The sequence below is a fragment of the Lysinibacillus sp. NPDC093216 genome (assembly GCF_050280325.1).
Taxonomy (GTDB): Bacteria; Bacillota; Bacilli; order Bacillales_A; family Planococcaceae; genus Lysinibacillus.
The window spans coordinates 53,783-79,854 of record NZ_JBNNVB010000015.1 but is presented as its reverse complement, the minus strand read 5'-3'; the positions used below and the strand labels follow the sequence as shown (position 1 = coordinate 79,854).

Annotated in this window: 24 protein-coding genes; 17 read left to right on the top strand and 7 right to left on the bottom strand. The window is 37.9% G+C overall.

All coding sequences use genetic code 11. From position 1 onward, the window contains the following. Positions 1 to 54: 54 nt before the first annotated feature. The 3 genes from ACQKOG_RS16580 to ACQKOG_RS16570 form a co-directional block, all read right to left on the bottom strand. On the bottom strand, positions 55 to 330 hold the full coding sequence (locus ACQKOG_RS16580; RefSeq protein ID WP_370078582.1) for a DUF4190 domain-containing protein: 276 nt from the start codon (positions 328 to 330) through the stop codon (positions 55 to 57). Between the two features lie 46 nt (positions 331 to 376). Next, positions 377 to 1,279 (bottom strand): M23 family metallopeptidase, encoded by a 903-nt coding sequence (locus ACQKOG_RS16575; RefSeq protein WP_370078584.1) that lies wholly within the window; start codon positions 1,277 to 1,279, stop codon positions 377 to 379. Between the two features lie 182 nt (positions 1,280 to 1,461). Next, positions 1,462 to 2,523, bottom strand: a complete 1,062-nt coding sequence (locus ACQKOG_RS16570; RefSeq protein ID WP_370078586.1) for a tetratricopeptide repeat protein — start codon at positions 2,521 to 2,523, stop codon at positions 1,462 to 1,464. A gap of 314 nt (positions 2,524 to 2,837) precedes the next feature. Between ACQKOG_RS16570 and ACQKOG_RS16565 the strand changes: the two genes are divergently transcribed. The 6 genes from ACQKOG_RS16565 (at position 2,838) to ACQKOG_RS16540 (ending at position 10,383) form a co-directional block, all read left to right on the top strand. Beyond that, positions 2,838 to 4,571, top strand: coding sequence for an ABC transporter ATP-binding protein (locus tag ACQKOG_RS16565; protein WP_370078588.1), 1,734 nt, complete (start codon positions 2,838 to 2,840; stop codon positions 4,569 to 4,571). Further along, positions 4,568 to 6,379 carry an ABC transporter ATP-binding protein gene (locus ACQKOG_RS16560; protein WP_402871782.1) on the top strand — a complete coding sequence of 604 codons (1,812 nt, stop codon included), beginning with the start codon at positions 4,568 to 4,570 and terminating at the stop codon, positions 6,377 to 6,379. Before ACQKOG_RS16565 ends, ACQKOG_RS16560 begins: the two co-directional genes overlap by 4 nt. Positions 6,380 to 6,501: 122 nt before the next feature. Further along, entirely contained in the window at positions 6,502 to 7,491 is a 990-nt protein-coding gene (locus ACQKOG_RS16555) for an alpha/beta fold hydrolase (protein WP_370078592.1), read from the top strand. After that, positions 7,491 to 8,162: a response regulator transcription factor gene (locus ACQKOG_RS16550; protein WP_402871779.1), complete on the top strand. Its 672-nt coding sequence runs from the start codon at positions 7,491 to 7,493 to the stop codon at positions 8,160 to 8,162. Before ACQKOG_RS16555 ends, ACQKOG_RS16550 begins: the two co-directional genes overlap by 1 nt. Further along, positions 8,159 to 9,151: a histidine kinase dimerization/phospho-acceptor domain-containing protein gene (locus ACQKOG_RS16545; RefSeq protein ID WP_427447458.1), complete on the top strand. Its 993-nt coding sequence runs from the start codon at positions 8,159 to 8,161 to the stop codon at positions 9,149 to 9,151. Before ACQKOG_RS16550 ends, ACQKOG_RS16545 begins: the two co-directional genes overlap by 4 nt. A gap of 131 nt (positions 9,152 to 9,282) precedes the next feature. Then, the gene (locus tag ACQKOG_RS16540; RefSeq protein WP_427447456.1) at positions 9,283 to 10,383 is read left to right on the top strand and encodes a lactonase family protein; all 1,101 of its coding nucleotides are present in this window, start codon (positions 9,283 to 9,285) and stop codon (positions 10,381 to 10,383) included. 284 nt (positions 10,384 to 10,667) lie between these two features. On the opposite strand, the gene ACQKOG_RS16535 is transcribed toward ACQKOG_RS16540, so the two are convergent. After that, on the bottom strand, positions 10,668 to 11,546 hold the full coding sequence (locus tag ACQKOG_RS16535; protein WP_370078600.1) for a LysR substrate-binding domain-containing protein: 879 nt from the start codon (positions 11,544 to 11,546) through the stop codon (positions 10,668 to 10,670). 133 nt (positions 11,547 to 11,679) lie between these two features. Between ACQKOG_RS16535 and ACQKOG_RS16530 the strand changes: the two genes are divergently transcribed. The 11 genes from ACQKOG_RS16530 to ACQKOG_RS16480 all read left to right on the top strand — a co-directional run bounded on the left by ACQKOG_RS16530 (position 11,680) and on the right by ACQKOG_RS16480 (position 20,689). Then, positions 11,680 to 12,879: an MFS transporter gene (locus ACQKOG_RS16530; protein WP_370078602.1), complete on the top strand. Its 1,200-nt coding sequence runs from the start codon at positions 11,680 to 11,682 to the stop codon at positions 12,877 to 12,879. 149 nt (positions 12,880 to 13,028) lie between these two features. Next, on the top strand, positions 13,029 to 14,039 hold the full coding sequence (locus ACQKOG_RS16525; protein WP_370078604.1) for an ATP-binding cassette domain-containing protein: 1,011 nt from the start codon (positions 13,029 to 13,031) through the stop codon (positions 14,037 to 14,039). Further along, on the top strand, positions 14,036 to 14,824 hold the full coding sequence (locus ACQKOG_RS16520; RefSeq protein ID WP_370078606.1) for an ABC transporter permease: 789 nt from the start codon (positions 14,036 to 14,038) through the stop codon (positions 14,822 to 14,824). The genes ACQKOG_RS16525 and ACQKOG_RS16520 overlap by 4 nt, the downstream gene beginning before the upstream one ends. 155 nt (positions 14,825 to 14,979) lie before the next feature. After that, positions 14,980 to 15,366 (top strand): SRPBCC family protein, encoded by a 387-nt coding sequence (locus ACQKOG_RS16515; protein WP_370078608.1) that lies wholly within the window; start codon positions 14,980 to 14,982, stop codon positions 15,364 to 15,366. A 90-nt stretch (positions 15,367 to 15,456) separates the two neighbouring features. Continuing rightward, on the top strand, positions 15,457 to 15,990 hold the full coding sequence (locus ACQKOG_RS16510) for a sigma-70 family RNA polymerase sigma factor (RefSeq protein ID WP_427447453.1): 534 nt from the start codon (positions 15,457 to 15,459) through the stop codon (positions 15,988 to 15,990). Continuing rightward, on the top strand, positions 15,974 to 16,855 hold the full coding sequence (locus ACQKOG_RS16505; protein ID WP_427447451.1) for a hypothetical protein: 882 nt from the start codon (positions 15,974 to 15,976) through the stop codon (positions 16,853 to 16,855). The genes ACQKOG_RS16510 and ACQKOG_RS16505 overlap by 17 nt, the downstream gene beginning before the upstream one ends. A gap of 177 nt (positions 16,856 to 17,032) precedes the next feature. Beyond that, complete coding sequence (locus ACQKOG_RS16500; protein ID WP_427447450.1) at positions 17,033 to 17,749, top strand: toast rack family protein; 717 nt, start codon at positions 17,033 to 17,035, stop codon at positions 17,747 to 17,749. 71 nt (positions 17,750 to 17,820) lie between these two features. Next, positions 17,821 to 18,330 carry a hypothetical protein gene (locus tag ACQKOG_RS16495; RefSeq protein ID WP_427447448.1) on the top strand — a complete coding sequence of 170 codons (510 nt, stop codon included), beginning with the start codon at positions 17,821 to 17,823 and terminating at the stop codon, positions 18,328 to 18,330. Positions 18,331 to 18,445: 115 nt separating this feature from the next. Beyond that, positions 18,446 to 18,988, top strand: a complete 543-nt coding sequence (locus ACQKOG_RS16490) for a sigma-70 family RNA polymerase sigma factor (RefSeq protein WP_370078618.1) — start codon at positions 18,446 to 18,448, stop codon at positions 18,986 to 18,988. Further along, positions 18,972 to 20,078: a DUF4179 domain-containing protein gene (locus tag ACQKOG_RS16485; protein ID WP_427447447.1), complete on the top strand. Its 1,107-nt coding sequence runs from the start codon at positions 18,972 to 18,974 to the stop codon at positions 20,076 to 20,078. Before ACQKOG_RS16490 ends, ACQKOG_RS16485 begins: the two co-directional genes overlap by 17 nt. Positions 20,079 to 20,164: 86 nt before the next feature. Next, on the top strand, positions 20,165 to 20,689 hold the full coding sequence (locus ACQKOG_RS16480) for a tubby C-terminal domain-like protein (protein WP_370078622.1): 525 nt from the start codon (positions 20,165 to 20,167) through the stop codon (positions 20,687 to 20,689). Positions 20,690 to 20,834: 145 nt separating this feature from the next. Here ACQKOG_RS16480 and ACQKOG_RS16475 read toward each other — a convergent pair whose 3' ends face one another. The 3 genes from ACQKOG_RS16475 to ACQKOG_RS16465 all read right to left on the bottom strand — a co-directional run bounded on the left by ACQKOG_RS16475 (position 20,835) and on the right by ACQKOG_RS16465 (position 26,046). After that, positions 20,835 to 22,493: a DUF6138 family protein gene (locus ACQKOG_RS16475; RefSeq protein ID WP_370078624.1), complete on the bottom strand. Its 1,659-nt coding sequence runs from the start codon at positions 22,491 to 22,493 to the stop codon at positions 20,835 to 20,837. Positions 22,494 to 22,813: 320 nt separating this feature from the next. Further along, positions 22,814 to 25,318: an ABC transporter permease gene (locus ACQKOG_RS16470; protein ID WP_427447445.1), complete on the bottom strand. Its 2,505-nt coding sequence runs from the start codon at positions 25,316 to 25,318 to the stop codon at positions 22,814 to 22,816. Further along, a complete protein-coding gene (locus tag ACQKOG_RS16465) occupies positions 25,318 to 26,046 on the bottom strand; it encodes an ABC transporter ATP-binding protein (RefSeq protein WP_427447488.1) in 729 nt (242 codons plus the stop codon). The genes ACQKOG_RS16470 and ACQKOG_RS16465 overlap by 1 nt, the downstream gene beginning before the upstream one ends. Positions 26,047 to 26,072: the final 26 nt, after the last annotated feature.

Below are 26,072 nucleotides of genomic sequence, written 5' to 3'. Positions count from 1 at the left end.
AACAAATGGGTTCGGGGGACAAAAACAATAGAAATCGCACGAAATGTGCTCATGTTAGCCGTTATTATTTACCACCGTCATTGAGAAAAAGGCTACATACCCCAAAATCGCAAGGACTTGTAAAATAATCCCTATTATACTGCAAATTAAACCTGCAGTTGCTAATCCTCTACCATTTTCATTAGTTGTATTAATTTCTTTTACAGCTTTATTTGAAAAAACTATTCCGATGATGCCTAAGATCAAGCCAATAAAAGGTATAAACAATGATAGAATTCCAAGCGTTAAAGAAATTACAGAATTATTGTTTGTTTGATTTTTTTCAGACATTCGCTATCCGCCCTCTTTTAAGAATTTAAGCATTTTTTATTTATCGTTAATATGATCGTACTAAACTATTTCGCACTAAAAATCGATCATTAAATGTTATCGGTACACCTTTCCCATCCTTTTCGGCGTGAATATGTAAATGTGGTTCGCTTGTATTACCCGAGTTTCCTACTTTTCCAAGTATTTGGCCCGTTGTTACTTTATCGCCTTGTGCCACCACTACGCTGCCTTTTTTCATATGAGCTAATAAAACAGTAGCATCATGGTTCTCACATGAAAGAGTGACATGATTTCCCTCAGGATTTTCTGGATTAGATTTCGGAGGAGTGAGGTCAGGTAAATCATTTTGTATGTTGACTACTTTTCCGTTACAAGGACTATATAAATCATCTGCGAATATTTGATATTTATCTAATTGTTCTGGATATAGTCCACTTGCACGGGTTCCGAGCGTATTTAATTTTAAAATGTCTAAAGCATATTTTTGACCTGGATAGGCTTGATGATAGTTCATTAACACCTGATTGCCACCCTGTCCGACATAATAGGTGCCATCCTTAAGTGGGAAAGATAACTCAATTCCTTTTTCGGTTACTGTATAGCTTTTCACGACCAAAGCATTATAAGTACCAAAAACCAAAATGAGGACAATATAAATACCAATTGAAAACTTTTGAGATAGCGTATATTTTGTGGTAAACGGTAAATTTCTTACCCTTTTCCAAGAAAAAATGAAAGTGACAATCAAGAGAGCCAACCAAAGAAAGCGAACATAATATCCGACCCAACTCCAGTTTCCTGCTTGAAATAACCAAACGATTAGTGTTGCCGTCACCAATGAGTCCAACAACCATTCCAGTTTACTTTTAAAAGCAGCTTTCCATAGCGAAATAATAAAGCTGGCAGGTAATACGATTAGCATACCAATGGAATAAAAGATTGGAAGCACTATTTCTCATCCCCCTTTAGATGCTTTAATAGAATCTCTTACATTATTGGTAATATTTATATCATTCTAATTTTCATTTTAACATAGTGATAATAATTAAAGAACCTTTATCCGAGAGTTCAGCGTTCTTACATGAAAAAAGCCATATTCGCGTGATTCATGCTAACATGGCTTTTCTCTAGTTATTCAAAAAAATCGTCTTCGAAAAATGGTTGAATACCAGCTTCCTTTAAAAAGTATTTGTATTCAGTAGGGACGTCTAAAAGTGATTTATTGGGAAGTAATACTTCATCTCTCAATCGTTGGACGAGATGAGCATCTAATTCTGGAAACCATTGTTCATATGGTACTTTTCTTTCTTCTTCAATAGAAATAAAAAACCTAATCATATAGTTAAACATCACAGGGAAATCTTGTTTAATTTGTTGATGATGAGCAACGAAGGCTTCAATGTAATTATTCAATTCATGAAGCGGTTCATTTGGATTATATCCACCTAAATATTTTCGGTCGTGCTGTGGAATAAAGGTAAAACCACTGAGAGCATGCCATGCACCGAGCATTACTGTAAAAGCGGTAAGGGCACATCTCCGTGTTTCTAAATCTCGATCATTAAAAAAGCGATAATATTCATCATACTCAAAACCTCTACTAGTATAAAAACCTCCAATACCAAAACCTTTAAGACCCTCTGTTACTTTTTCTACAATAGATTTTGTAGAAGGCTGTAATTGCTGATTTTTATCAAGTGTGATAATTTCATCGCTACTAGAATCTAATCGATGACCTAAATAAGTAATTGTTCGATAGTACGTTAATATATCTTGATCAGTTGTCGTATAAGCGATGTTGCTAATTAAGAAACCCATTGCTTCAGCATGCTCTCCTAAGTTATATAATGACATCGCGTAAAATATTTTCATTTGTTCTTTTTTAGGAAATTTACTCAACGCTTCTAAGTATAGCTTTTTCGCCTCTACAAAGCGTTCGTGTGTTCGATAAATGCAGCCTAATTTGATAAATGCGTCCTCTAGTTCATCATCTGCTAAGCCTAATTCAATCGCCTTCTCATAAAATGGCATTGCCTTTGTTTCTTCAGCTAAAATATCAAAGCTTCGTGCACATTGAAAGTGGAGGGAAGGATTGAGAGGATTATTTGATAATAATGTCAAAAACATTTCTTTCGATTCTTGTAGTTTTCCTTGGCTTCGTAGTTGTAATGCTCTATGTATTGTGTTTTCCATGATTCATCCTCGTTTCTGCTTTGATTTAAGTGCTCATACCAAAAATTTATTGCAGTGGGAAACTGGACGCCCTCAGGAAAGCGCTCAGTCGGAACAGAATTCAGCCTTAAGTTATGATGATGAGCCAATTAATTACCTATAATTATTATACTGGAAAAATAGGATAAAACATCCTTTTATTTAAGCTAGAAGTTCATTTACATGATTAAACGTGTCCCGAATATTACGAAACACGAAAAAATTAATTACCATTTGAGAATGATTTTCAGTTATAATTAAGAGCGGATGTGAAAGAAAAGAACGGAGACGAAAGAATGCAGGCAATTAAACAGTTAGGAGGGTTTTTAGGGCCCTATAAATTTTTTACCTTGATTGCGCCATTATTAATGGTACTAGAGGTAACGATGGATTTACTTCAGCCGACTATTATGCAGCATATGATTGATACGGGTATTGCTAATGGCGACAATCCATATGTGTTAAAAATGTTCGTCTGGATGCTAATGAGTGCAGTGTTTGGACTTGTTGGTGGGATTGGCTGCTCCTATTATAGTTCGAAGGCAGCGATCCATTTTGCATCGGATGTTCGTCAGTCACTGTATGAAAAAATGATGACGTATTCGGCAAAGGAACGTGACGCTTTTACAACAGGGAAGCTTATTACGATTTTAACGAATGATGTGGAAAGTGTTCAGCGTGCGTTTATGATGACATTGCGTATTTTTGTACGTGGTCCTCTATTATTTATTGGAGCGGTCATTATTGTTTTTGTGACGGCACGTGAGCTATTTTCGATCCTACTTATTATTGTGCCGATATTGATTATTGCGATGTACTTTTTCACAAAGTACTCAGGTGTCCTATACCGTAGAGTGCAGGAGGCAATTGATGGTGTTAATACGAAGCTTCAGGAAAATTTAGCGGGGATTCGTGTTGTGAAGGCGTTCCGTCGTGAAACGCAACAAATTGAACAATTTAGTGAGCTTAATGATACGCTGACGAAGCGCTTTATTACAGCCGAGCAAATTGTTGGCGTACTTGTGCCGTTTACGATGTTCGTTGTTAATCTAGGAATTGTAGCAGCGCTTTGGCTTGGGGCAATTAAAGTAGAAGCCGGTACATTACAAGTTGGGGTCATTCTAGCTTTTATTAATTATTTAACGATTATACTTAATGGTTTGATGACTTCTAGCATGGTGCTAATGCAAATTGCACGTGCTATTCCTTCAGGGGAGCGTATCGTAGACGTCTTAAATAAAGAAGTAGCGGTTAAGGAAGCGGAAAATCCACTTACATCGCCAATTCAAGGGGCGATTGACTTTCAAAATGTGAGCTATCGTTATTATGAATCGGCTGAGGATGTGCTAAAAAATATTACATTTTCCGTAAAGCCGGGGCAAACGGTGGGTCTGATCGGAAAAACAGGTAGTGGAAAATCAACGCTAGTGAAGTTATTACCACGTTTATTTGATCCAACAAGTGGAGAAATACACTTGGATGGAAAGCCTCTAAAGGATTATGCATTATCCACTTTACGCAAACATATCGGCTTTACCTCTCAAAAAGCATTACTGTTCTCAGGTGCAATTGACAATAATATCCGTCTTGGCAAAGAGGATGCAACGTCAGAGGAAATTCAGCAAGCTCTAGATGCAGCATGTGCCACTGAATTTGTGGACCGGTTGGATAAAGGCTTAGCATATGAACTTTCACAGGGGGCAACCAATCTCTCTGGCGGTCAAAAGCAGCGATTGGCGTTAACGCGTGCACTCGTCAGACAACCTGCCATTTTAGTGCTGGATGATACAACATCTGCTCTTGATAGCTCCTCTGAAAAACATGTCCAGCAAGCCATAAGCAATGAATATCAAGACACAACGACGTTTATCGTAGCGTCTAAAATTGCTTCTATTCAACAGGCGGACCTGATTCTAGTAGTAGAGGACGGCGAAATTGTTGGTCAAGGTACACATCAACAGTTATTGCAGAATAACAAACCTTACCAAGCAATTTACGCTTCACAGCAAAAGGCTGGTGTACAACAATGAGTAAAAGTCAACCAAAGCAAATGAATTTCGGACGTGGTCCACGTATGGCTGGGCCAGCTGAGAAGGCTGAAAATCAAAAAGCAACGATTAATCGTGTGTGGCAATATGTGAAGCAACAAAAAATAGGCCTTTATTTTTCTATCTTTTTTGTAGTAGCTTCTACATTTTTAAGCTTAGCAGGGCCGTACTTAATTGGACATATCGTTGATGAATATATTATGAAAAAGGACATTGCTGGTACGATTCGTCTAGGTGTTGTGCTAGCAGTTATCTATACTGCAGCGTCTATTTTTACTTGGCTACAAACATATGTCATGATTCATGTGGCGATGAAAACTATTCGAACATTGCGACTGGAACTATTTAAAAAGCTACAAACATTAACACTGAGATTTTTCGATCAGCGAGCGCTCGGTGATTTAATGAGCCGTGTAACGAATGATATTGATAATTTAAATACGGCACTTGCACAAAGTGTGACACAAATCGTATCGTCGGTCCTAACGGTAATCGGTGTTAGTATTGCTATGTTCTCGCTTAGCTGGCAGCTAGCAATCGTGACGCTGATCATTATTCCACTCATAGTTTTTACGACGAAGCAAATTGTCAAACGTAGTAGTAAAAACTATGCGGCACGTCAACGTGATTTAGGGAAGCTGAACGGTACTATTGAGGAGATGATTACGGGGGCGGAGGTTGTGACACTTTTTGGAACAGAACAACAAACGATTGAGACGTTCCATAAACAGAATGAAAATCTCCGTAACTCGGCACAGCGAGCAGAAATTACTTCTGGTCTACTCGGGCCTATTAATAACTTTATGAATAACTTAGGTTTAGCTGTTGTTATTGGTACAGGAGCATTTTTATCGGTAAAAGGAATCGTTTCAATTGGGGTTATCGCCGCATTTGTCACGTATACACGTCAATTTTTCCGTCCGCTGAATCAGCTATCTAACCTTTTGAATACATTCCAGTCAGCGATTGCTGGGGCCGAACGAGTCTTCGAAATTTTAGATGAACCTTCGGAAGTAGCTGATAAAAAGCATGCCATTGATTGTCAAAGTTTAAAAGGGGACGTGTCATTTCAACATGTATCCTTCAGCTATGTACCAGAGAAGCCAGTACTGAAAAATATTAGCTTCCATGCCAAGGCTGGTGAAACTATTGCACTTGTTGGCCCAACCGGATCAGGGAAAACAACGATAATCAATTTGTTAACTCGTTTTTATGATGTCGATGCAGGTGAAATTTTGATTGATGGTCATAACATTGAGGATTTTAAAATGGCAACGATCCGTCAACGAGTGGGTGTTGTATTGCAGGATACGTATTTATTTTCCGGAACGATTCGTGAAAATATTCGTTTCGGTAAACTAGATGCTACAGATGAAGAGGTGGAAGAAGCGGCGAAAATCGCGAATGCCCATAACTTCATTAAATATTTACCAGCTCAATACGATACACCTGTACAGGCAGGTGGGGCGAACTTAAGTCAAGGTCAACGACAATTATTGGCTATTGCCCGGGAAATTTTAGAAAATTCGGATATTTTGATTTTAGATGAAGCTACATCCAGTGTGGATACGCAAACAGAGGTCGATATTCAAAAAGGTCTCCAGCATTTAATGCAGGGGCGCACAAGCTTTGTTATTGCGCACCGTCTAAAAACAATCGAAAATGCTGACCAAATTCTTGTTATTCAACAAGGTGAAATAGTTGAGCAGGGCAATCACGAGCAGCTCATGAAAAAACAAGGCATTTATAGTAATCTCCAACAAAAACTTTTGCTAGAGCAAGTGGAATAATAATATAGAAGGCTGTCTATTAAGTAAGCTTAATAGACAGCTTTTTTATTTTCTGCAAAAAATTTATGGGAAATTTATTTTTATTGTTTATCCTTTTCATTATCAACTGAGAGGGGAAATTTATGAAAAAAATGTTTAAGAAAATAGTCATCTACTTTATCGCGTTCATGCTTATTGGACTAGTGGCGATATTCAGCTATCATCGATATCAGCTAAGTAAGGAATCCAAACTTTTAGATATTAAAGGAACACTTGTTGAGGTCGATCATCAAAAAATCAATGTTTACACTGAGGGGGATGGTCAGGACACTTATGTGTTTATGGCAGGCTCAGGGGTTGCAGCACCTATTTATGAAATGAAAGGACTGTACAGTAAATTTTCTCAAGAACATAAGATTGCTGTTATTGAAAGAGCGGGATATGGCTATAGCGATGTCTCGAAGGACGAACGAGATGTTGATACAATGTTAGCGCAGATGAGGGAAGCGCTCCTGAAAAGTGGGAATAAGCCTCCTTATATATTAGTACCTCATTCCATTTCAGGGGTTGAAGCTATTTATTGGGCTCAAAAATATCCTGAAGAAATTAAGGGGATTATTGCGCTTGATATTGGTTTGCCAAGTCAATATGTGGAGCATAAAATGGGAGTAGTCGATTTATGGACTGTTAGGGGAATGAATTTGCTAACGAAATTGGGCGTACATCGTTTAACACCTTCGCAAGTGTATAATCCAGAAGTAATAAAACAATCGTTTTTAACGGGGGAAGAAAAAGAAATTTATAAAGCACTATCCTATAAACAAGTTTTTAATAATGATATGAAAAATGAGCTACTACATGTGTATGAAAATAGTTTAAAATCAGAAGAGCTTCCGAAACCAAAAGACACTCCGATATTATTAATAGATGCCATTGCTGAACAAAATAAAGATTTGGAATTTACGAAGTACCATCGCCAGAAATATGCTGAATTTGCCGATCAAATTAATATAGCGGAAGTGAAAGAAATAAGTGGTACTCATAGTATTTATTTATATAAACCTGATGAAATTTATAATCTTGCGATAGAATTTATGAAGACAAAAGTTGGCAACAAAGAAAGGTCGAGGTAATGAAAGGATTTACAATTTTAATAGTAGAAGACGACCAAATGATTGGCGATTTGATGCAAAAAATACTACAACGTGAAGGTTACGACGTTGTATGGAAAACTGATGGACGAGAAATTATGAATCTTATCCATCAAATCGATTTAGTCATAATGGACATTATGCTTCCAGGGGAGGATGGCTATCAGCTAACAAAGAACATTAAAAGCTTAGGCTTAAATATCCCCATTATTTTTCTTTCGGCTCGTAACGATATAGAGAGCAAGCTTCAAGGGTTAACAGTTGGTGAAGATTATATGACAAAACCATTTGATCCGAGAGAGCTCCTTTTAAGAATGCAGAAAATGCTAGAGCAGCAATATGGAACATTTACGCAAATCCAGCATCTATTAATTGATACCGAACATCGTAAATTATTTAAAAATAATATACATGATGAAATTTCATTAACAGCAATCGAACGTAAAATCTTCTTTTATTTATTTGACAACAAGGATAGGGTGTTAACGAAGGATCACTTTTTTGACTATTTATGGCCACTTGAAGATCGAAATCAAAATATCATCAATGTTCACATCAAAAAGATTAGAACGAAAATGAATGATTCATCAGGTACCATCCTACAAAATATTTACGGAGAAGGGTATCGATTAAATACCTACATAAAGAAATGACATTAAAAACAAAATATCGATTATTATTATTTACTGCTATAGTTAGTGTTCCAATCGTCTTGTTAGGGATTAGTGTGTCGATGTCTATTATTTACGAATTTGCTTTTAAAACTAGAAATAAAGGCACTCCATTCCATGAATCTTTCGCCTATCCAACGATGCTGATTGTGTTCTTCCTATCCTTATGTTTGCTAGCATTTTTATTTTCGAAATCGATCAATTCATTACTAGCGAAAATTAATATGCTAAACAAAACGATTCGTGACTTAGCGAGTAATGAAAGTACACCGAGTACATTAGAGGCTGGCAGTGAGGATGAAATTGGACAGCTAATTCAGTCGGTGAATATACTAATTGAGCGAACTACTTATCGGGAATTAGAGCTTAAACAACAGCAAGAGCAACAAAAAGAGCTACTACAAAAGCTGAGGCACGACATTAATACACCATTAACAGCGCTCCGTTTACAATTATTTTATCTAGAAGATTACTATAAGGAACAACCAAAATTGGTAGAATCCTTGAATGAGCAAATACAGTATATCGCTAGCTTAACGAATGAATTTAATTTGCAGTCCTTAGACGATATTGAGAATTCTTATATAGTGACGGAACAAGTACAACTCGCGATACTGTTAGAAACGATGATAAAAAAATGGAGCTATTTATATAGAATGCATAACATTGAATTAATCTATCATCCAGAGGATACTCATTTAGCATGGACTAGTAATGAGCTATGGCTTCAACGAATGTTCGATAATGTGTTCCAAAATACATTGAAACATTCCAATGCTACGAAGCTTGAGATAACAATAACAGATAGTATGATTTTCATGATTGATAACGGTATTGGCTTTGAACAAAATCGTTTAAGTGGGGGTCTAGGTTTGAAGATCATTGATGACATCGCTAGAATTCTTCAAGTAAGCTATTCACTTCATTCAACCGAAGAAGGGACATCATTTTGTTTTTCTATTTCAACATAAAAACAACGGCTTTTTCATTTTGCCGTTGTTTTTTATTACGTCGAAAAAAGTTAGTTGATGTTTTTAAATAAAAAACAGGGAATTGAAACCGTTAAAGAACCATATAAAGCTATAAAAGGAGGAAAGTTTATATGAACAAAAATTCCCCTGCAAGTGTAAGTATGGTTTACATGATGACGAATAATGAAGTCATGAATCAAGTCATTGCCTTTTACAGGGACACAAATGGAATGCTCGCCTTTGTGGGTGCCTATCCAACTAATGGTAGAGGTACTGGCATAAGGAAAGTCTCAGCGGCAACCCCAAACAATGGTGTCGATCCTCTGACGTCACAAGGAGCATTAACCTTATCCCATGATGGTCGTTTTCTTCTCGCAGTGAACGCAGGCAGCCATAGTATCAGCAGTTTTATCATTAGTGACAGCGGTGTACCTGTTCTAGTGGACGTAAAGCCATCGGGAGGTGCTCAGCCAAATAGTGTAGATGTGTTTGGTGATTTTATCTATGTTGCCAATGTAGGGTATGGCACAAACAATTTTGCATCTAACATCATGGGTTTTCGCATAGAAGAACATGGACGCCTTACTCCTATTGCTGGCTCCTCACGTTCTCTCAGCACTTTCAATGCCGAGCCTGCTCAGGTTCTTTTCACACGTGATGGCAGTAAGCTCCTTGTAACCGAGTATACTACAAACCGTCTTAGCGTTTTCAACGTAAATCAAAATGGTACAGTTTCAGAACCAATCGTTAATGATTCTTATGGTGACGGTCCATTGGGTGCCTATTTTCTATCCTCTGGAATCCTCTTAGTTACTGAAGCGAGTTCAAATGCCCTGTCATCCTATTCAATGAGCAACGACGGGATTCTCCAAGTGATCAGTGGCTCTGTACCAAACGGATATAAAACCGCATGCTGGGTAATCACAACTAGAGATGAACGTTTTGCATTCATAACAAATACTTTAAGTGGCACTATTTCCACCTACCGAATCGATCCCAATGGTGAACTGTCAGTGGCAGGGCATATTACTAGTACACCGCAAGGTACAGCTCCAGGACTACCGATGGATGTTGGAGTGAGTAAAGATGGGCGGCATTTTTACACCCTGAACGGAAATCAGGGAACAGTCTCCGTATTTGCGATCCAAGAAGATGGAAGTCTAATTAGATTGCAGGTCGCTGCATGGACTCAACTCCCTTATTTTGGCTCTCAGGGATTAGCGGTTCTTTGACTTTAAGTTGAGCGATAAAAAGTTAAGTTGGGTGATGAATTTTAAAAGTTAGGTGATAAATTAAAAAAGTTGGTAGATAAAAAAAAGTTGGTAGATAAATTTAAAAAGTTAGGTGATAAATTAAAGTTGGGTGATAAATTAAAAAAGTTGGTTGATAAATTTTAAGAGTTGGTAGATAAATTAAAAAAGTTGGTAGATAAATTAAAAAAGTTGGTAGATAAATAAAAAAGTTAGGCGATAAATTTAAAAATTGTTCCGATAAATCACTAGAAGGCCCTATCGAACTAGCTTCGTTCGATAGGGTCTTCCAGCAACAATGATTTAATCACATGTTTTAATTGAAAAATAGAAGATTGTTGACTTTCGTTCTTCTTGTAAATAAAGACAGTCTCGATCACTTTATTTAACTGCGGCAAATCGTAATAGTGAATGTTGGAGTAGTTATAAAGGTCAATTAGTTTTGTATTTAATACAGCAATCGTATTGTCAATTTGTAGGAAATCAAGGATACTACTGACCGATTTTATTTCTTTCATCGTAAATGGAACTTCATTCTTTTTTAACCACTCTGCCATCGCCCGTGTATACATACAGCCTCTACTTAACACAAGGAGTGTGACAGGTGAACGTTTCTCAAAATCAATAATATAAGAATTGTTCGAAATGACTTCAAATGTTTCTGTTGCAATCAAGTCATAATTTACATCAGGGTAGTGTTTAATAGGATTACTCGTCAGTGCACAATCCATTTCGGCATTATGTATTTTTTCATTTAAGGAAGTGCTAGACTCCACAGTGAAATCGACATCTAAAGGAATATTATTTGTCTGCAAGGCATTCATAATGGATGCGCCATAAATTTTAATCGTTGTATGAGAAGTGCCAAGGGTAATTTTCGACTTCGTTTGTGTCAAACCAATCTCTTGTAAAAATTCATCGTACTCCTGTGTAATAAGCTTTAGAAATTTTAAATATTGTGTCCCTACATTTGTAATCTTCAAGCCCTGCGGTGTACGCTTAAACACCTCCTGACCAATCTCTCCCTCCATTTTCTTCACTTTAGAGGTTAAGGCAGATTGCGTATAATTTGTGATTTCAGCGGATTTACTAAGATTTTGCCTCTCTAAAATTTCGATTTTTAATGCTATTTCTTCTATGTTCATGTTGTATGTCACACACCTATAAAATTTTTTGATAGCTACTATCACTTTCCTCCATTTTACGCATTCATTGAGCAAGCGTAAACTCAAATACGTAAAGTTAATGAATCAGTGAAACAGCATTGGAGGAATTTTTATGAATACATATTATAAATGGATCATCGTATTAGTAGCGACACTGTCCCAAACTGCGGCAACTTTTGTGACGTACGGCATGGGGCCAATTGCTACATTTTATCAAATTGAATGGGATTTATCATCGTTTCAAACAGGTTTTATCGTTTCTGCTGTTAATATTGGGCCAATTTTTTCGATGATGCTGTTCGGCTATTTAATGGATAAAAGAGGAGAAAAACAAATTATCGGATGGGGCTCTATTTTATTAGGGTTCTCAGCTTTACTTCTCATGTTGGTCAATAATTATGCAGTGTTGTTATTTTTATTATTAATCGTGGGCGTATGGTACGGAAGTGCACAAACAGGGGGCAGCACCGCAATTGTGAAATGGTTTCCAGACAAACATCGCGGACTAGCGATTGGCATTCGACAAACAGGCATTCCTATCGGTGGAGCTTTAGCGTCAGCCATTCTCACATATATGTACTATCATCATAGCCTAATATCGGTACATCTTGTACAAGGATTGGTGGCTATTGCTGGTGGATTGCTTTTTTTACTGATTTATCAGGAGCCTAAAAATCGCGAAGCAGTAGCTACAACCTCTGTCACTTTTAAAGAGAAGCTAGAAGCTATTAAAAATAATAAAGATTTATATCCAATCTATATTGTTGGGATTGTGATGATGACGTTACAAATGATACTTGTTGCTCATTTCATGAGTTATTTACATCAAGAAGGAGGTTATTCCTTAACAGAGGCGGGGCAATATTTAAGCGTTGTATTAATCGGTGGAATGATTGGAAGGGTAGCAATTGCGTGGATTAGTGATCAATTTTTTGCGCAGAAGCGGGAATTTTTATTAATGATCGTAATGGCTAGTGCAGTTATTCTTATCGTCATATTGCCGCTTATGCTACATGCAAAAATGTTGATGCTATTAGGTTGTTTCTTATTAGGCTTCGTAGCACTTGGCTGGTATTCACTGTTTATCGCTTGTGTAACAGAGCAATCGAATCCACAATATGTTGGTCTAACTGTAAGTGCAGCCTTGACGTTGAATCAGTTATTTATTGTGATCGCCCCTTCGTTATTTGGATTCATGGTAACTTTTTTTGCAAGTTATCAATTGGCGCTGGACATTGTAGCCATATTTGTCGCTCTCGGTGCAATGAATTTATATAGAGTGACCCAAAACAAAAACGCTGTAGTATCGTAGCAAAAATAAACCCAAATTCGGTTCACATTCAGTTCATATATTTGTTGTATTATCCGTTTATAGACAACATCTATAAAAAACTTAGAAAAGTGATTTTCATCTGTTTCAAGAAAAATGAAATGATGGAAATAAGCGAAGGAGGAAATACAATGAATAGAATGGAAAGCACGATAGGGAATAGTGAATGGGCCATTGAAGCACATGGTCTCATCAAACATTTTGGAGAAAATCGTGCTGTTGATGATGTCGATCTAAACGTACGTGCTGGCACTATCTATGGTGTACTTGGCCCTAACGGAGCGGGAAAGACTACTACGATCAGAATGCTCGCAACCCTTCTACGAGCAGATGCGGGGTCGGCACGAATATTCGGTTATGACATAGTGAAAGAGCCTCACATTGTCCGTCAATTAATTGGAGTCACTGGTCAGTATGCTTCGGTTGACGAGTCACTTAGTGCAACGGAAAATTTGATAATCTTCTCTCGTTTGCTAGGATTGGGACGTACAGAGGCTCGAAATAAAGCAGCTGAATTACTGGAAGAGTTCGGTTTATCAGAAGCTGCCAAACGTCCTTTGAAAAATTTCTCTGGTGGTATGCGACGTCGCTTGGACTTGGCTGCAAGTCTTATCGCACAGCCACCATTGATTTTCTTAGATGAGCCGACTACAGGGTTAGACCCTCGAACACGCAATCAAATGTGGGACACAATCCGCCGATTAGTAGATACAGGATCAACCGTCCTATTAACGACACAGTATTTGCAAGAGGTTGATGAGCTAGCAGATCGACTTGCCGTTATTGATCATGGTCGAGTTGTTGCGGAGGGAACGGTCGATGAGCTAAAGGCATCTGTAGGTACATCATCTTTACATTTGAACATTCAAAATCCTCAGGAGATCATAGTTGCTCGTGAAACCGTAGAACAAATACTCGACGTAAAAACTACAGTTACACAGGACATCGGGAAGATTACGGCCCCGATGGCAAATGTTGACGCAGTGACGGATTTACTGATCGCCCTTCGTCAAAAAGGAATACAACTTGATGAGTTCAGCGTACAAAAACCGACCTTAGATGAAGTGTTTTTGACAATTACCGATGAGAATGTTCCCCAAGAACTCAAAGGCTCTGAGCAAGTAGAGGGGGAAAGAGTATGAAAAGTCAATTGCTAAAGAAGCCGAGCTTCAATCAATCTTTAAGAAATTCGTTAACGATGGCCTATCGAGGCGTATTAAAAATTCGACGTACACCTGAGCAATTATTTGACGTAACGCTTCAGCCGATTATTTTCACCCTCATGTTCACCTATATTTTTGGGGGAGCCATTTCGGGCAATGTGCAAAACTATTTGCCAGTCATCATTCCAGGAATTCTCGTGCAAACGGTCATCACTACCTCAATCGTTACAGGAGTCCAATTGCGGGAAGATATGGATAAAGGGGTGTTTGATCGATTTAAATCACTACCGATTGCCCGCATTGCTCCACTGGCAGGGGCCCTATTGGCGGATACAATTCGTTATACAATTGCAACTGTACTTACTTTTACTATGGGATATATCATGGGGTATCGACCAGAAGGTGGATTTGGTTACGTTGTACTTGCGGGGCTTTTAGTTATTGTCTGTGCCTGGGCTATTAGCTGGATTTTTGCCTTCTTTGGTGTCATTGCACGTACAGCTTCGAGTGTACAGGGAATTTCCATGCTCGTTCTGTTTCCACTGACATTTCTTTCTAACGCTTTTGTACCAGCAGAGACTTTGCCAAATTTCCTGCAGTGGTTTGTGAAATTTAATCCAATTTCACATCTCGTCACAGCCGTTAGAGAACTTGCAAATTCAGGAACTATAGGTTGGGATTTGTCAGCTTCACTTATTGGAGCGGCAATTGTTGTCATCATTTTTGCACCACTGACAGTTCGTGCTTATATGCGTAGAACATAAGAAAAATCCTTAAAGAGTGTGTTTTGATCAAGCAATTGTCAAAACACGCTTTTTATTTTGGATTGTTGCGAGAATTAAAGTTGTAACTGTTGCTGATTCCTATAATAGGATAAAATGATGGAAAAAGGAATGAATTCAACAAACGGAGGAATGCGATGATGGATCCAGAAAAAAGTTCGATTTGGATTGATGCAAGTATTGCTACAGTTTGGCAGGCTGTCACAGAGGAACAGCTACTGACGCAATGGTACGCCCCAGATTCAACTTGGGAAATTCCCAAATTAGAGGCAGGAGAAGAGATGATTTTCTCGATAATGCCGAATGAACAAAATCAGCTTGCAGAAAAATTACCGATGGTGTTAACGATTAAAAATGTAACGCCAAATCGAGAGTTTTCTTTTTACTTAGGTGTAGAAGAAACGCTGATCGCTATATTTTTACAGGAAGAAAAAAATGGCACCACGGTCACTTTTAATACGAGCGGCTACGGGGCTTCTCTCGCAAGCTTAAAAGTTTTAGTGGAGGGAAATGAAATCTGTTAACTTGTATGTTTCATGGAAATTTTCATTTTTCATGAAACTTTTTTATTGTTCATCAGTCTAACTGTAAATGCTTTTGTGGGGGCGAGCAAAATGTTAAAAGAACAAAAGGACGCTCACTTATCTAGAGCCATGACAATGTACGGGGATTATTTATTACGCGTATGCTTTACATATGTACAAGATTGGGCAGTGGCTGAAGATTTAGTACAAGATACCTTTGTTAAATATTATGAGAAAATGGAGCAATTCCGTGAAGAAGCTTCCATCAAAACATATTTATATCGAATTGCGATTAACAATTGTCATAGTTATCTTTCAAGCTGGCGTTATAAAAAAATACAAGTCATTGATTATTGGAGCAAATTAAAGAGCCTTTCCAATAATCCTGAAAAAGAAGTATTGATGGGAGAGACGGATGCATTGCTAGTGGCATCGATTGAGAAACTCCCGACGAAATACAAAGATGTATTACTACTATTTCACTTTGCCGAGTTTTCCTTAAAGGACGTTGCAGAACTGCTAAAGTTACCAGAAAATACGGTCAAAACACGATTAAGGAGAGCGCGTCAAATGGTTGGCATCACGCTATTGGAGGAGGGGTTCGAATATGGATCAGATTCGTAATGCCATCAACGAAATGTATAAGGAAGGCAAATTCTCTCATGAAAGTCACGTGAAAACATTTAAAAAAATCAATCAAAAAACGAAGAAGCGAACACCATTAATGCCAATTATCCTAACAGTAGTCGTATCAGCTTGTCTGATCATTGGCTTAAAGATGATGCTATTCCAACATGATATCCAATCAACGACTTCGACGGTTATCGATTCCAATTTCTATCCAGAAAAGTCTGGAAGGGTGAAAGACTATAGCGTCTTAACACGACCATGGATGGTAGTAGGATTAGTGAGTTCTGTGTTCTTATTTATTTTTGCGATATTAGCATTTATGAAAAAATGGTTTTGGCGCGTACTACTATGTATCGTCATTATTATTGCCATTTTAGGGAATATGTCTGAACGAATTGGCTATCGCGTTTACGTACAGAATGAAGCGGACATTCGAAATACTGTACTGGGACCGTTTCATCCAGATACTGTTAAAATGAATGGTACAATAACGATACAACAGTATAGAATTGGTTATTTTTCGGAGAATCGCTTTAGAGGTATTGCAATTTTCAAGCATGATGGAAAAGGCTATGCATTGGATCAGTATATACAGAGCGAAGTAGATACCATGGTTTCTGTTTATTTAAAAGACATCCACAATCTTGTTATTCCATTACTTAACAATCATAATATTGAAAAATTAATAATAGACACTGGGACCGAGCGTATTGAGAAAGCAGTTGATTCGAATGATGCGCAATTAATATCAGTGCCTCTAAAATCAGAAATAGCTACTTCTCAATTGCTGATACATGCATTGGATCATGAAGGAAATATTTCTATTCTTTATAAAGATTCACGTATTTTCACCTATTAACTGCTACCCCGTATGAATATGATGCTTTCATACGGGGTTCATTTTTGACATATCCATGGAAGGAGTGCTCACTACGTCTTAGGTCTTAGAAGATTTTAAAGCGGAGGGTCGTTTTTATAAATGAAAATTCCTATATAATGAATTTATTGGAATATTATATAGCGGGAGGAAATTACATTGAAAAAATTTATGGGACTTGGTTTGGTAATAGGTGCCTCATTAATTGCGTTATCGGGGTGCAACTCAGTCATGCCAGGTAAAACCAAAGATGAAACGATTTTAGTCGAAAAGGATAAAGCAGAAAAGTTAGATGTTGAATTACAACTTGGAATTGGGGAAATAACAGTAGAAAAAGGTGCTAAGGATTGGGTTGAAGGTACTGCTCAATACAATATTGATAAACTTGCTCCAAAAGTAAAATATGACTTACGTGGCAAGATAGGAAAAATATCGATTGATCATAAAGGTTCAACTAGCGTGCGTTTTGGGAAAATAAAAAATATATGGGATATTAAACTGAATGAAGATATTCCAATGGATCTCTCAGTCGAAACGGGCGCGTCTGATACAGAACTAGATTTACAAGGATTGCAGCTGGAAAAATTAGATATTAACACGGGTGTTGGCGAACTCAAAGTGAATTTAGGTGGCGATTGGAAAAAAAGCTTCGAAACGAATATTGAAACAGGTGTTGGGAACACTACTGTCACTTTACCGTCAAAGGTTGGGGTAAAGCTTACGACAGAAAAAGGCATCGGCACATCAAATATTGAAGGCCTCATTTCTAAAGGAGAGGGGGTTTATGTAAACGAAGCGTATGACAAAGCAGATGTAAAAATAGAGGTCAATTCCGAAATCGGAGTAGGCGACATTACTTTCAAATTGGATAAATAATGAAAAAATTAGTAGGCTACTTTAAGTGAAGTAGTCTACTTTTTTTTGTAGAAACATAGGTGACGGATAGAATGAGCAAAGTAGCGGATAGAAGAGCCGAAAACGTGGATAGAACGATCAAAAACGTGGATAGAAGAGCCAAAGACGTGGATAGAGAGCCAAACGTGGATAGAAGAGCCAAAGACGTGGATAGAGAGCCAAACGTGGATAGAAGAGCCAAAGACGTGGATAGAACGATCAAAAACGTAGATAGAAGAGTCAAAGTCGTTGATAGAGAGCCAAACGTGGATAGAAGAGCCAAAAACGTGGATAGAAGAGTCAAAGTCATGGATAGAAAAGCCAAAGCCGTGGATAGAAGAGTCAAAGACGTGGATAGAGAGCCAAACGTGGAAAGAAGAGCCAAAGTCGTCGCTAGAACGATCAAAATCGTGGAAAGAAGAGCCGAAGTAGTGGATAGTGAGCCAAACGTGGATAGAAGAGCCAAAAACGTGGATAGAAGAGCCAAAGCCGTGGAAAGAAGAGTCAAAGTCATGGATAGAACGAATAAAATGCACGATAAAAGTGCAGGAATGACGGTTTGAACGTCACCCCAATATTTAAAGCAGAGCCACTTTTATCTATTTGTAAAAAGAATTTTATCAAAGTGAAACCTTTTGATAGAGTTAATTACTCTAAGTATTGAAAGGGGGAGACAGCGTGGAACATGACTTATCGATCGTCAAACAGGCTATTGCAGGGAATAAGGAAGCGTTTGAGCAGCTACTCATTCTAGAGGAAGAAAAATTATTTTATACTGCGCTTTCTTATGTTGGCCAAAAAGAGGATGCACTGGATGCTATTCAAGAAGCAGCATGTAAAGCCTATCTAACCGTGCATCAACTAAAGCATCCAGAATTTTTCTCCACATGGCTGTTTCGGATTTTAATACATGAATGCTATCGTTTGCTAAAAAAAGGGCAAAAAATCATTCCTTATGAAGAAAATGAATTATTAAATCGTTTACGGGAGCAAGAAAATGTTCTGGCGAATCCAATCGATTTATCGGATGCTATACAGCTTTTGAATCACTCTCAGCAAATGGCCATCATTTTATTTTATTATCATGATTTACCAATTAAAGAAATTTCAGAAGTAATGGAAAAGCCGGTTAGCACGATTAAAACGTATTTGCATCGTGGAAAAAAACAATTAAAACGAGAATTAGAAAGGAGTGCAACGTTTAATGAAAAAGCCATTTAATGAAAACAGTACCCTTCCAGAATTCCCAAGAGATGAGGTACGAACAGCGATTGCCAATGGAATAAAACAAGCAGAGGAGCAAAAAAATATGACTCAAAAACCTGTACAAATTAAAAGAAAAAGTAAACGTAAACCATTATTATATGTAGCAAGTGCGGCAGCCGCATTTAGTATTATGGTAGGTTCTGCAGCGTATGTATCTCCAACTTTCGCAAGCACATTGTCACAGCTACCGATTGTCGGGTCGGTATTCAGTAACTCTGGTTACCTTGGACTAAAACAAGCAAGTGAACAAGGGCTAACAAGCACTATTGGAGAAAAACATACAATTAACGGTATTTCCGTAACAATAGATGAAGTACTTTATGACGCGTCAAATATTACGGTAGGACTTACAATTGATTCTGAAAAGAAATTAGGTGATTATTACTTAGGGGCAGGACCGAACTTTACTATTAATGGTAAAAACCCTAAAGTAAGTTCTGGTGGCTATGGTGAAAAAGTTTTAAGTTCAACAGTCCGTACAGGCATCGCAAGATTTGAAGTGAAGGAAGACATGCCGGATTCCTTTGAAATGGGCTTAACGTTAGAAGGGAAAGAAGGGGAAAAATGGGAATTTTCAGTTCCTGTTAAAAAGATTACGAATACTATTGATGTGCCAGTTAATCATCAGCAACAAGCAGAGGGCATTCAACTGGATGTGTCCAAAATTTCATTAAGTCCAACAGGTATAGCTCTTGATTATAAAGCTTCTGAAAAGGGCACAATTGATAATCCACATATAGGTGCATCGTTTATAGAATTCCGTATTACAGATGAACATGGCAAGGAGATTACTTCGCATTCTGGTGGAGGAGAAGGTCATTTCGATAATGGTGAATGGAACTTTAGCAGTACCAAGTCCTTTGACCCGATTTCAAGCAATGTTCAAAAATTAATGATTACACCATATTTAGTGATTCCTTCAGGTGGAGGCGGTGTACATGTTGATATTGCTGGCGTAGAAACTAAAATTCCATTTAATAAACCATGTGTAAAAGAAGTGAAGTTCCAACCATTCACAGTAGAATTACCTAAGCAAAATAAATAAACATTCAGGCGTCAAATACAACCTTTGTATTTGGCGCTTATTTTATGTTAGTTTATAGAAAGCAACTGAATGAAGGAGCGAACGGATTGAAGATTTATACATACAAACAACCAGCGGCCATTGAGTCAACAGAGGCAGTAGCCATTTTAAATGAAGCGGGGGAAGTATCGTCGAATGTCCAACGTGTTTATTCGAATGGCCTGAAAAAGGCATTTGACCGCACAATGGACTATCGCTATTTTGTACGTTTTGATGTCAGTGATGTCACTGGTCAGCCTCTTTTCACATGTAAGAAGGTGTCGCGTCGGGGTCGAGTGCATTTTAAAGGGAAGGATTTCGTCACAGGCAAAGAGTACATGATTGCCTATGATGGTTGGCAAATTATGATTCCTGACTTAATTATCACGGATGATGTCCAAACTATAAAACTCAACAAGGAAATGGAGGACTGGTCCGTATTTTCGTTAGAGGAACAACCGATAGCACGCTGGCATGCTGTCTTTTGTGAAACCCATTTTGAGATTACTCTGCAAATCGAAGACAACAGCCCGATACAGCATGAAGCCTTTTTTATTGCGATTGGACAGGCAGTGCTGTTTGTAGGAGCGTAAGATGTCGATATATTTGAAAAAGTGTCCGATAAACTGAAATAGTTAAACGATAAATCTTTTAATAATTTGAGAACAAAACTAAAGAGCATATCTTGGTTATTATTTCCAAAACATGCTCTTTTTAATTTATTAGAAGATAAAGCTATCAGGTCATTTCGATTTGAAGGGCCATCAGCTGCTCCAATCCTTCTTTTAATGGCGGTTGTGCCTCTCGGGCTGCCTCTTCAAGTTCCTCTATGCTCCCAAAAATCCGGTGCAGTACCATTTCGCTTTCATAAATCTCTTTGCCTTTTAGCGCCTTGAATAGCGCCTCGGCTAGCTCAGGAGTGTCGATGGTTAAATTGGTGACCAACGTGCCTTCATCAATTCCTCCCTGTAAAATGGATACAATCACTGGCATAAGCTCTACTTTTACGCCATGCGCATCAATAAACGCCTCTGCATAACCATCCTGCGCTGACTGATGCTCTGTATCTACCAGTTCCATATAGCGGCACACTAGCGGAAAATAAGCTTCGCTGTACAAGCCAAGGCCCAATACTGCATAAGTGCCCGGCATGACCGATTCCTCGCTTGGCTCCACGTCCCCGTACCACGCGAACTCTTCCATAGCTATATCTACATATTCTGCAATCTTCGGGAACAAATTAGGGTAGCTAAGTGCATTTGCAAAAAACTGATGTAGCTCGGACTTCGCCAGTTCCTCCACGGGAAGGAAGTTCTTTTGGCTACTCTCTAACTTTAGTTGATAACTTTTAGGAAACTCTTGTTTCAAAAGATTGATAATATAATCCAACGCTTCTTTATAAGCAAGTTCTTCTTCGGAGAGAATTCGAATTTCAATCGTTTGTGTAATATCGTTGTTTCTGCCTTCTATCAGCTCTCCACGATATGTACGAGCAAATTTTCCACTGCCTTCTTTTAAATAAATAGCAGCCTCCTTGGAACCCAATTGGACTGCTAGTTCCATATACTTTTGCCGAATATCTGGCTCAGTGAAGCCAATCTGCAATGCTGCATAAAGAAAGAAATCCATCTCTCCGATATCTACGGAAGGATGATCCTCTTTCAAAGTCCAAATCATTCCATAATGACCGGATCGGGTAAAATGCTGCAGTAAAAAGTAATCCAGCGCCCATTTTTTAAACGTATAAGTATACCGACTGATCCAATCATTTTTGAGCTCCTGGTCGTTATCTAACTTGTCGGAGAGACGACGAATTAACAGATCAATTACTTCCACTTCCTGTTTCATCAAATCAGGATTGACCAAATGCTTGGCGAAAAAGAAAATGTCAATCTCTACAGGTAACACAGGTAGATCAGACAGAATCATTGTTTGAATAAAATGATCCAGCCTCTTTTGGAGTTGAATCAACTTGGGCACATTATATAGCTGTTTGTTAAGGGTTAATTTCGAATTCTCCCACTCAAACTCAAACACAACTTCAAACTTGTAATCAAAGAAATCGGGCCCCAGTTTTTCCGAGCGGAACAGGTCGTCTACAAGCCCGCACAAGGTAGGAAAGAACTCCTCAGTCAGAAGTTCATCGGTCAACTCCATGATGTAAGTATCCGCTCCAAATTTGTTCGAGCTGGATAATAATTTGGAGAAATCGATATAAATTTTCCCCTTAGTCCAGGTAAACTTGCCTTTTCTCCACGCCACCCGGAGGTAGTTGTGCACTCCAGCTTGCAACGTTCTTTGATCCTTAAACTCATTGATTCTTTTGCTTTCTTGTTCGTAAAGTGTAGTGATTTCCTTCCATACCTTATTCAGAAAAGCTTCCACAGCCTGATTCAACGGTATCTCCTCCTAATAACTATTCTATTAGCTTAGTTAGTTTTATAAGTAAAATTGTATTAGTCTACATATATTTTACATAATCTTACACAAGAAGCGAACATCTTTTATACTAATCTGCTACGTTCGTTTAGTTTAAGTACAAAAGTTCACATATTCATAGTCGGATTAGCATAAAAAATAGCTTATTTCTTAGAAAGCTATTTTTAATAAAACTCTGTTTAGTTGGGCGATAAATCCGAAAAATAGGGCGATAAACTGAAAATTTAAGCGATAAATGAAAAGCAGACCCTCTGCTACTTAAGAGAGTCTACTTTCATTTAAATATCTAGCATTTCATTCGCTAATTTTCTACGACTTATCCAGTAACCTTGTAGCGTAAAGACAATAAGTGTCGCGCCTAAAAAGACGATACTCGTAACACCTAATGTAACGAAGTCATAAGATCCTCCGTCAATCGTGAACAGTAATTTTGTAACTAGAAGTCCGAGAAATGTCCCAACAGCCAGTCCATAAAGTACAAAGGATAACACTTGCGTCAAAATCAGCTTGATTAATCCTCGCGGTGAAAGACCTATAAGGCGCTGAATTGCATAATCGGCACGTTTTGAGTAAATGGAGTGAAGCAGTGTTTGCAATACGCCGAGACAAGTTGCAGAAATTAAAATAACAAAGACTCCAACAAAAAGGCTCCAGCGCTGGAAGGTCATTTCATCGTTTTGCTTAATAAATGTCTCTTTATCAGTAATTTTTAAAGCTGGCCAACGTTCTTGTAAGTATGAGAGATCGGCTAATGCCTGCTTTGTATTATCTGCTTCCACCATTATGTTTGTAATGATAGTTGAATCAGAAGATACTATAAAAGAGGACCAATCCACAAATAAATCTATATATTTATTATAAGAATCAAGAGCTACATCAATTACTAGTAATTCACCAATTGGCACATTTTGTTGAAGTGTTTCATCAAATGTCCCTGCCATTATACGATCACCAACTGCTAATTGATGTTTTCTAGCAAATCTTTCTGTAATGATCACTCCATTTTTCAAATCTCCTTTAACAGCATCAATCTTTTTTAATTGGACGTATTTTTCAACATCAATGGCCTCGAAGTTACTACCTTCTTCCCAGCCATTTTCGCCTTCAATCGTTATCCAAGGTGCTTCACTTCGTGCATAGGCATAGGCCACACTCGGCAATGCCTCAATTTCTTTTATTAGATCCGGTGTAATGGTTGGGTCATTTAATTCATTATCAATTTTAATCGATGTTTCATATTGAGAGTTAATATACTCATAGGAGCTTTGCTGAACTGATTTAAATAAAGAGCTGCCGAAAATTAAAATGACCATTAAGCCGATAATGCTAAGTATAATCGGCATATTTCTTCGTACTTGTGGCATAAGCTGCTGACACGCTAAGTATGCTTCTTTGCCGAGCACAGTACGAATAGGCTTCAATGAAAATTTAAATAATGCTGTAAAGAGGTATGGCATCAGATAAAGGAAGATTCCACTGACGAGTAATGTGCCTATTAAAATCATAAGTGCACCTTGTCCACTATTTTTTCCGATTTTATAAGCATTTAAAAACAAGAATAGGGATATGAACGCAACGCCACTCACAATAATCGATTTCCATTTTGTCCATCGTAAACTTAAATTTTCATTCTCTGTTGCGATTTGTAAAGGTAATAGACTTGAGCTTTTATGAACTTGCCACTGTGTGATTAGCTGGAGCAATAAAAAACTTACAATAGCAATCGCCAATACAAAGATCATCGGTAAATCAGTTTTTGCATCTGGCATTTTCATCAAACTAATGAGCTGTGGTAACCAACTTTTTATTATCAATAAACTGACCGCTGTCCCAAGAAATACGCCAACGCCAATGATTGTAGATAATTGCAATTGTACAATGCGTCCTACTTGCTTGGTAGAGGCGCCAAGTGCACGAAATACCATAAGCTGTTCTTTAATTTTGTAAAATAATAGCTGGAACGTTGATAGCAGTAAAACACTTGAAATAAGTAATATAAAGAATGAAAGTACAACCATAAAAATGATTAATGCTTGTAAATTTCTCTTAAATTCATCATAGTCACTCATGACATCTACACGTAATGTTTCATCAAGTTGTTTCAAATCTGTACCAACTGAGGTAGCCATATTATCTTCCGTTTTAATGAGTGCAAACATACCGGCCGTTTGTGCATTACTATTATTCATCCAAGTTTTCAACTCATCATTTTGCATAAGGATAAAATTAGGACTATCTGTGCCTTTAAGGGGTGAAAGGATTTCTTGTATCGTAAAGCTACCTGTATTTGCTTCAACAGTATCTCCAATCGTTTTATTGAAAGTAACGTTTAGCGTATCACCGACCTCTTTGTGGAAAAGACGTGCCACATTTTCAGTAATCACAACTTCGTTAGGGCCAAGATCGACATTAAAATGATAGCGGCTTTTCACTAAGTCGTCGTTTTCCACACCAACTGTATAAAATGATGTATTTTTCTCATTTTCAACATTAGTTTGAGCTAGTGACACACTCGAAACTTTTGTAACACCAGGCATTGCTTCGAAATTTTCGATTTGCTGTGAAGTTAACAGCCTATTTTGATCGGGGTTATAGCCGACCATTAAATCCATTTCGCCATATAATGCTTGTATGTCTTCTTTCATTTGACTATGGGCATTCCATATGTAAACACTCATTGTCATGACAAGGCAAATGGAAATGGTAATAATACTAATACTCGTTAATACATTGGCCCATGCTGCACGAAATAGCTTCAGAGCAATGGTACGCATCGTAAACATTACACATCACCTCTAGTAATCAGCTTGAACTTCGCTAAAATACAATCTAAATCCTCCGCTGTTTGCGTATTTTGATAGGAATCCACAATGGCACCATCATGGAAAAATAATACACGATTTGCATAAGTCGCAACATAAGGGTCATGTGTCACGAGTAACATGGTTTGATTCATAGTTTTTTGCAAGTCTACTAACAGCCCTAAAATTTCATCAGTCGTATTCACATCCAATGCACCAGTCGGCTCATCTGCCAGCAATATTGGTGGGTTTGCAATAATAGCGCGGGCTATGGCTACTCGTTGCTTTTGACCACCAGAAAGCTCATTTGGTCGATGATTTGCCCAGGCAGCAATATTTAGCTTTTCCATCATTTGCTGTACGCGTCCTTTGATGTCTTTACTTGGTACATCATTGAGGATAAGAGGGAGCGCAATATTATCTTCAACTGATAAATCCTTCAACAGATGGAATGATTGGAAGATAAAGCCGATATTCTCTTTGCGGAATTTCGATGCTTTTGGCTCTTGATAAATATCATGCGCTTCCTTTCCAAATAAGAATAACGCTCCTTCAGTCGGTTCATCGATGGCGCTAATCATATTGAGCAGTGTACTTTTACCAGAACCGCTCGTCCCCATAATGGCCACCATTTCACCTTGATAAACCGTACAATGGATATTTTTCAAAGCATTGACCGTATGATGCTTTTGTTGAAAGATTTTTGACATCCCTTCGATGCGTAACACTTCTGTTA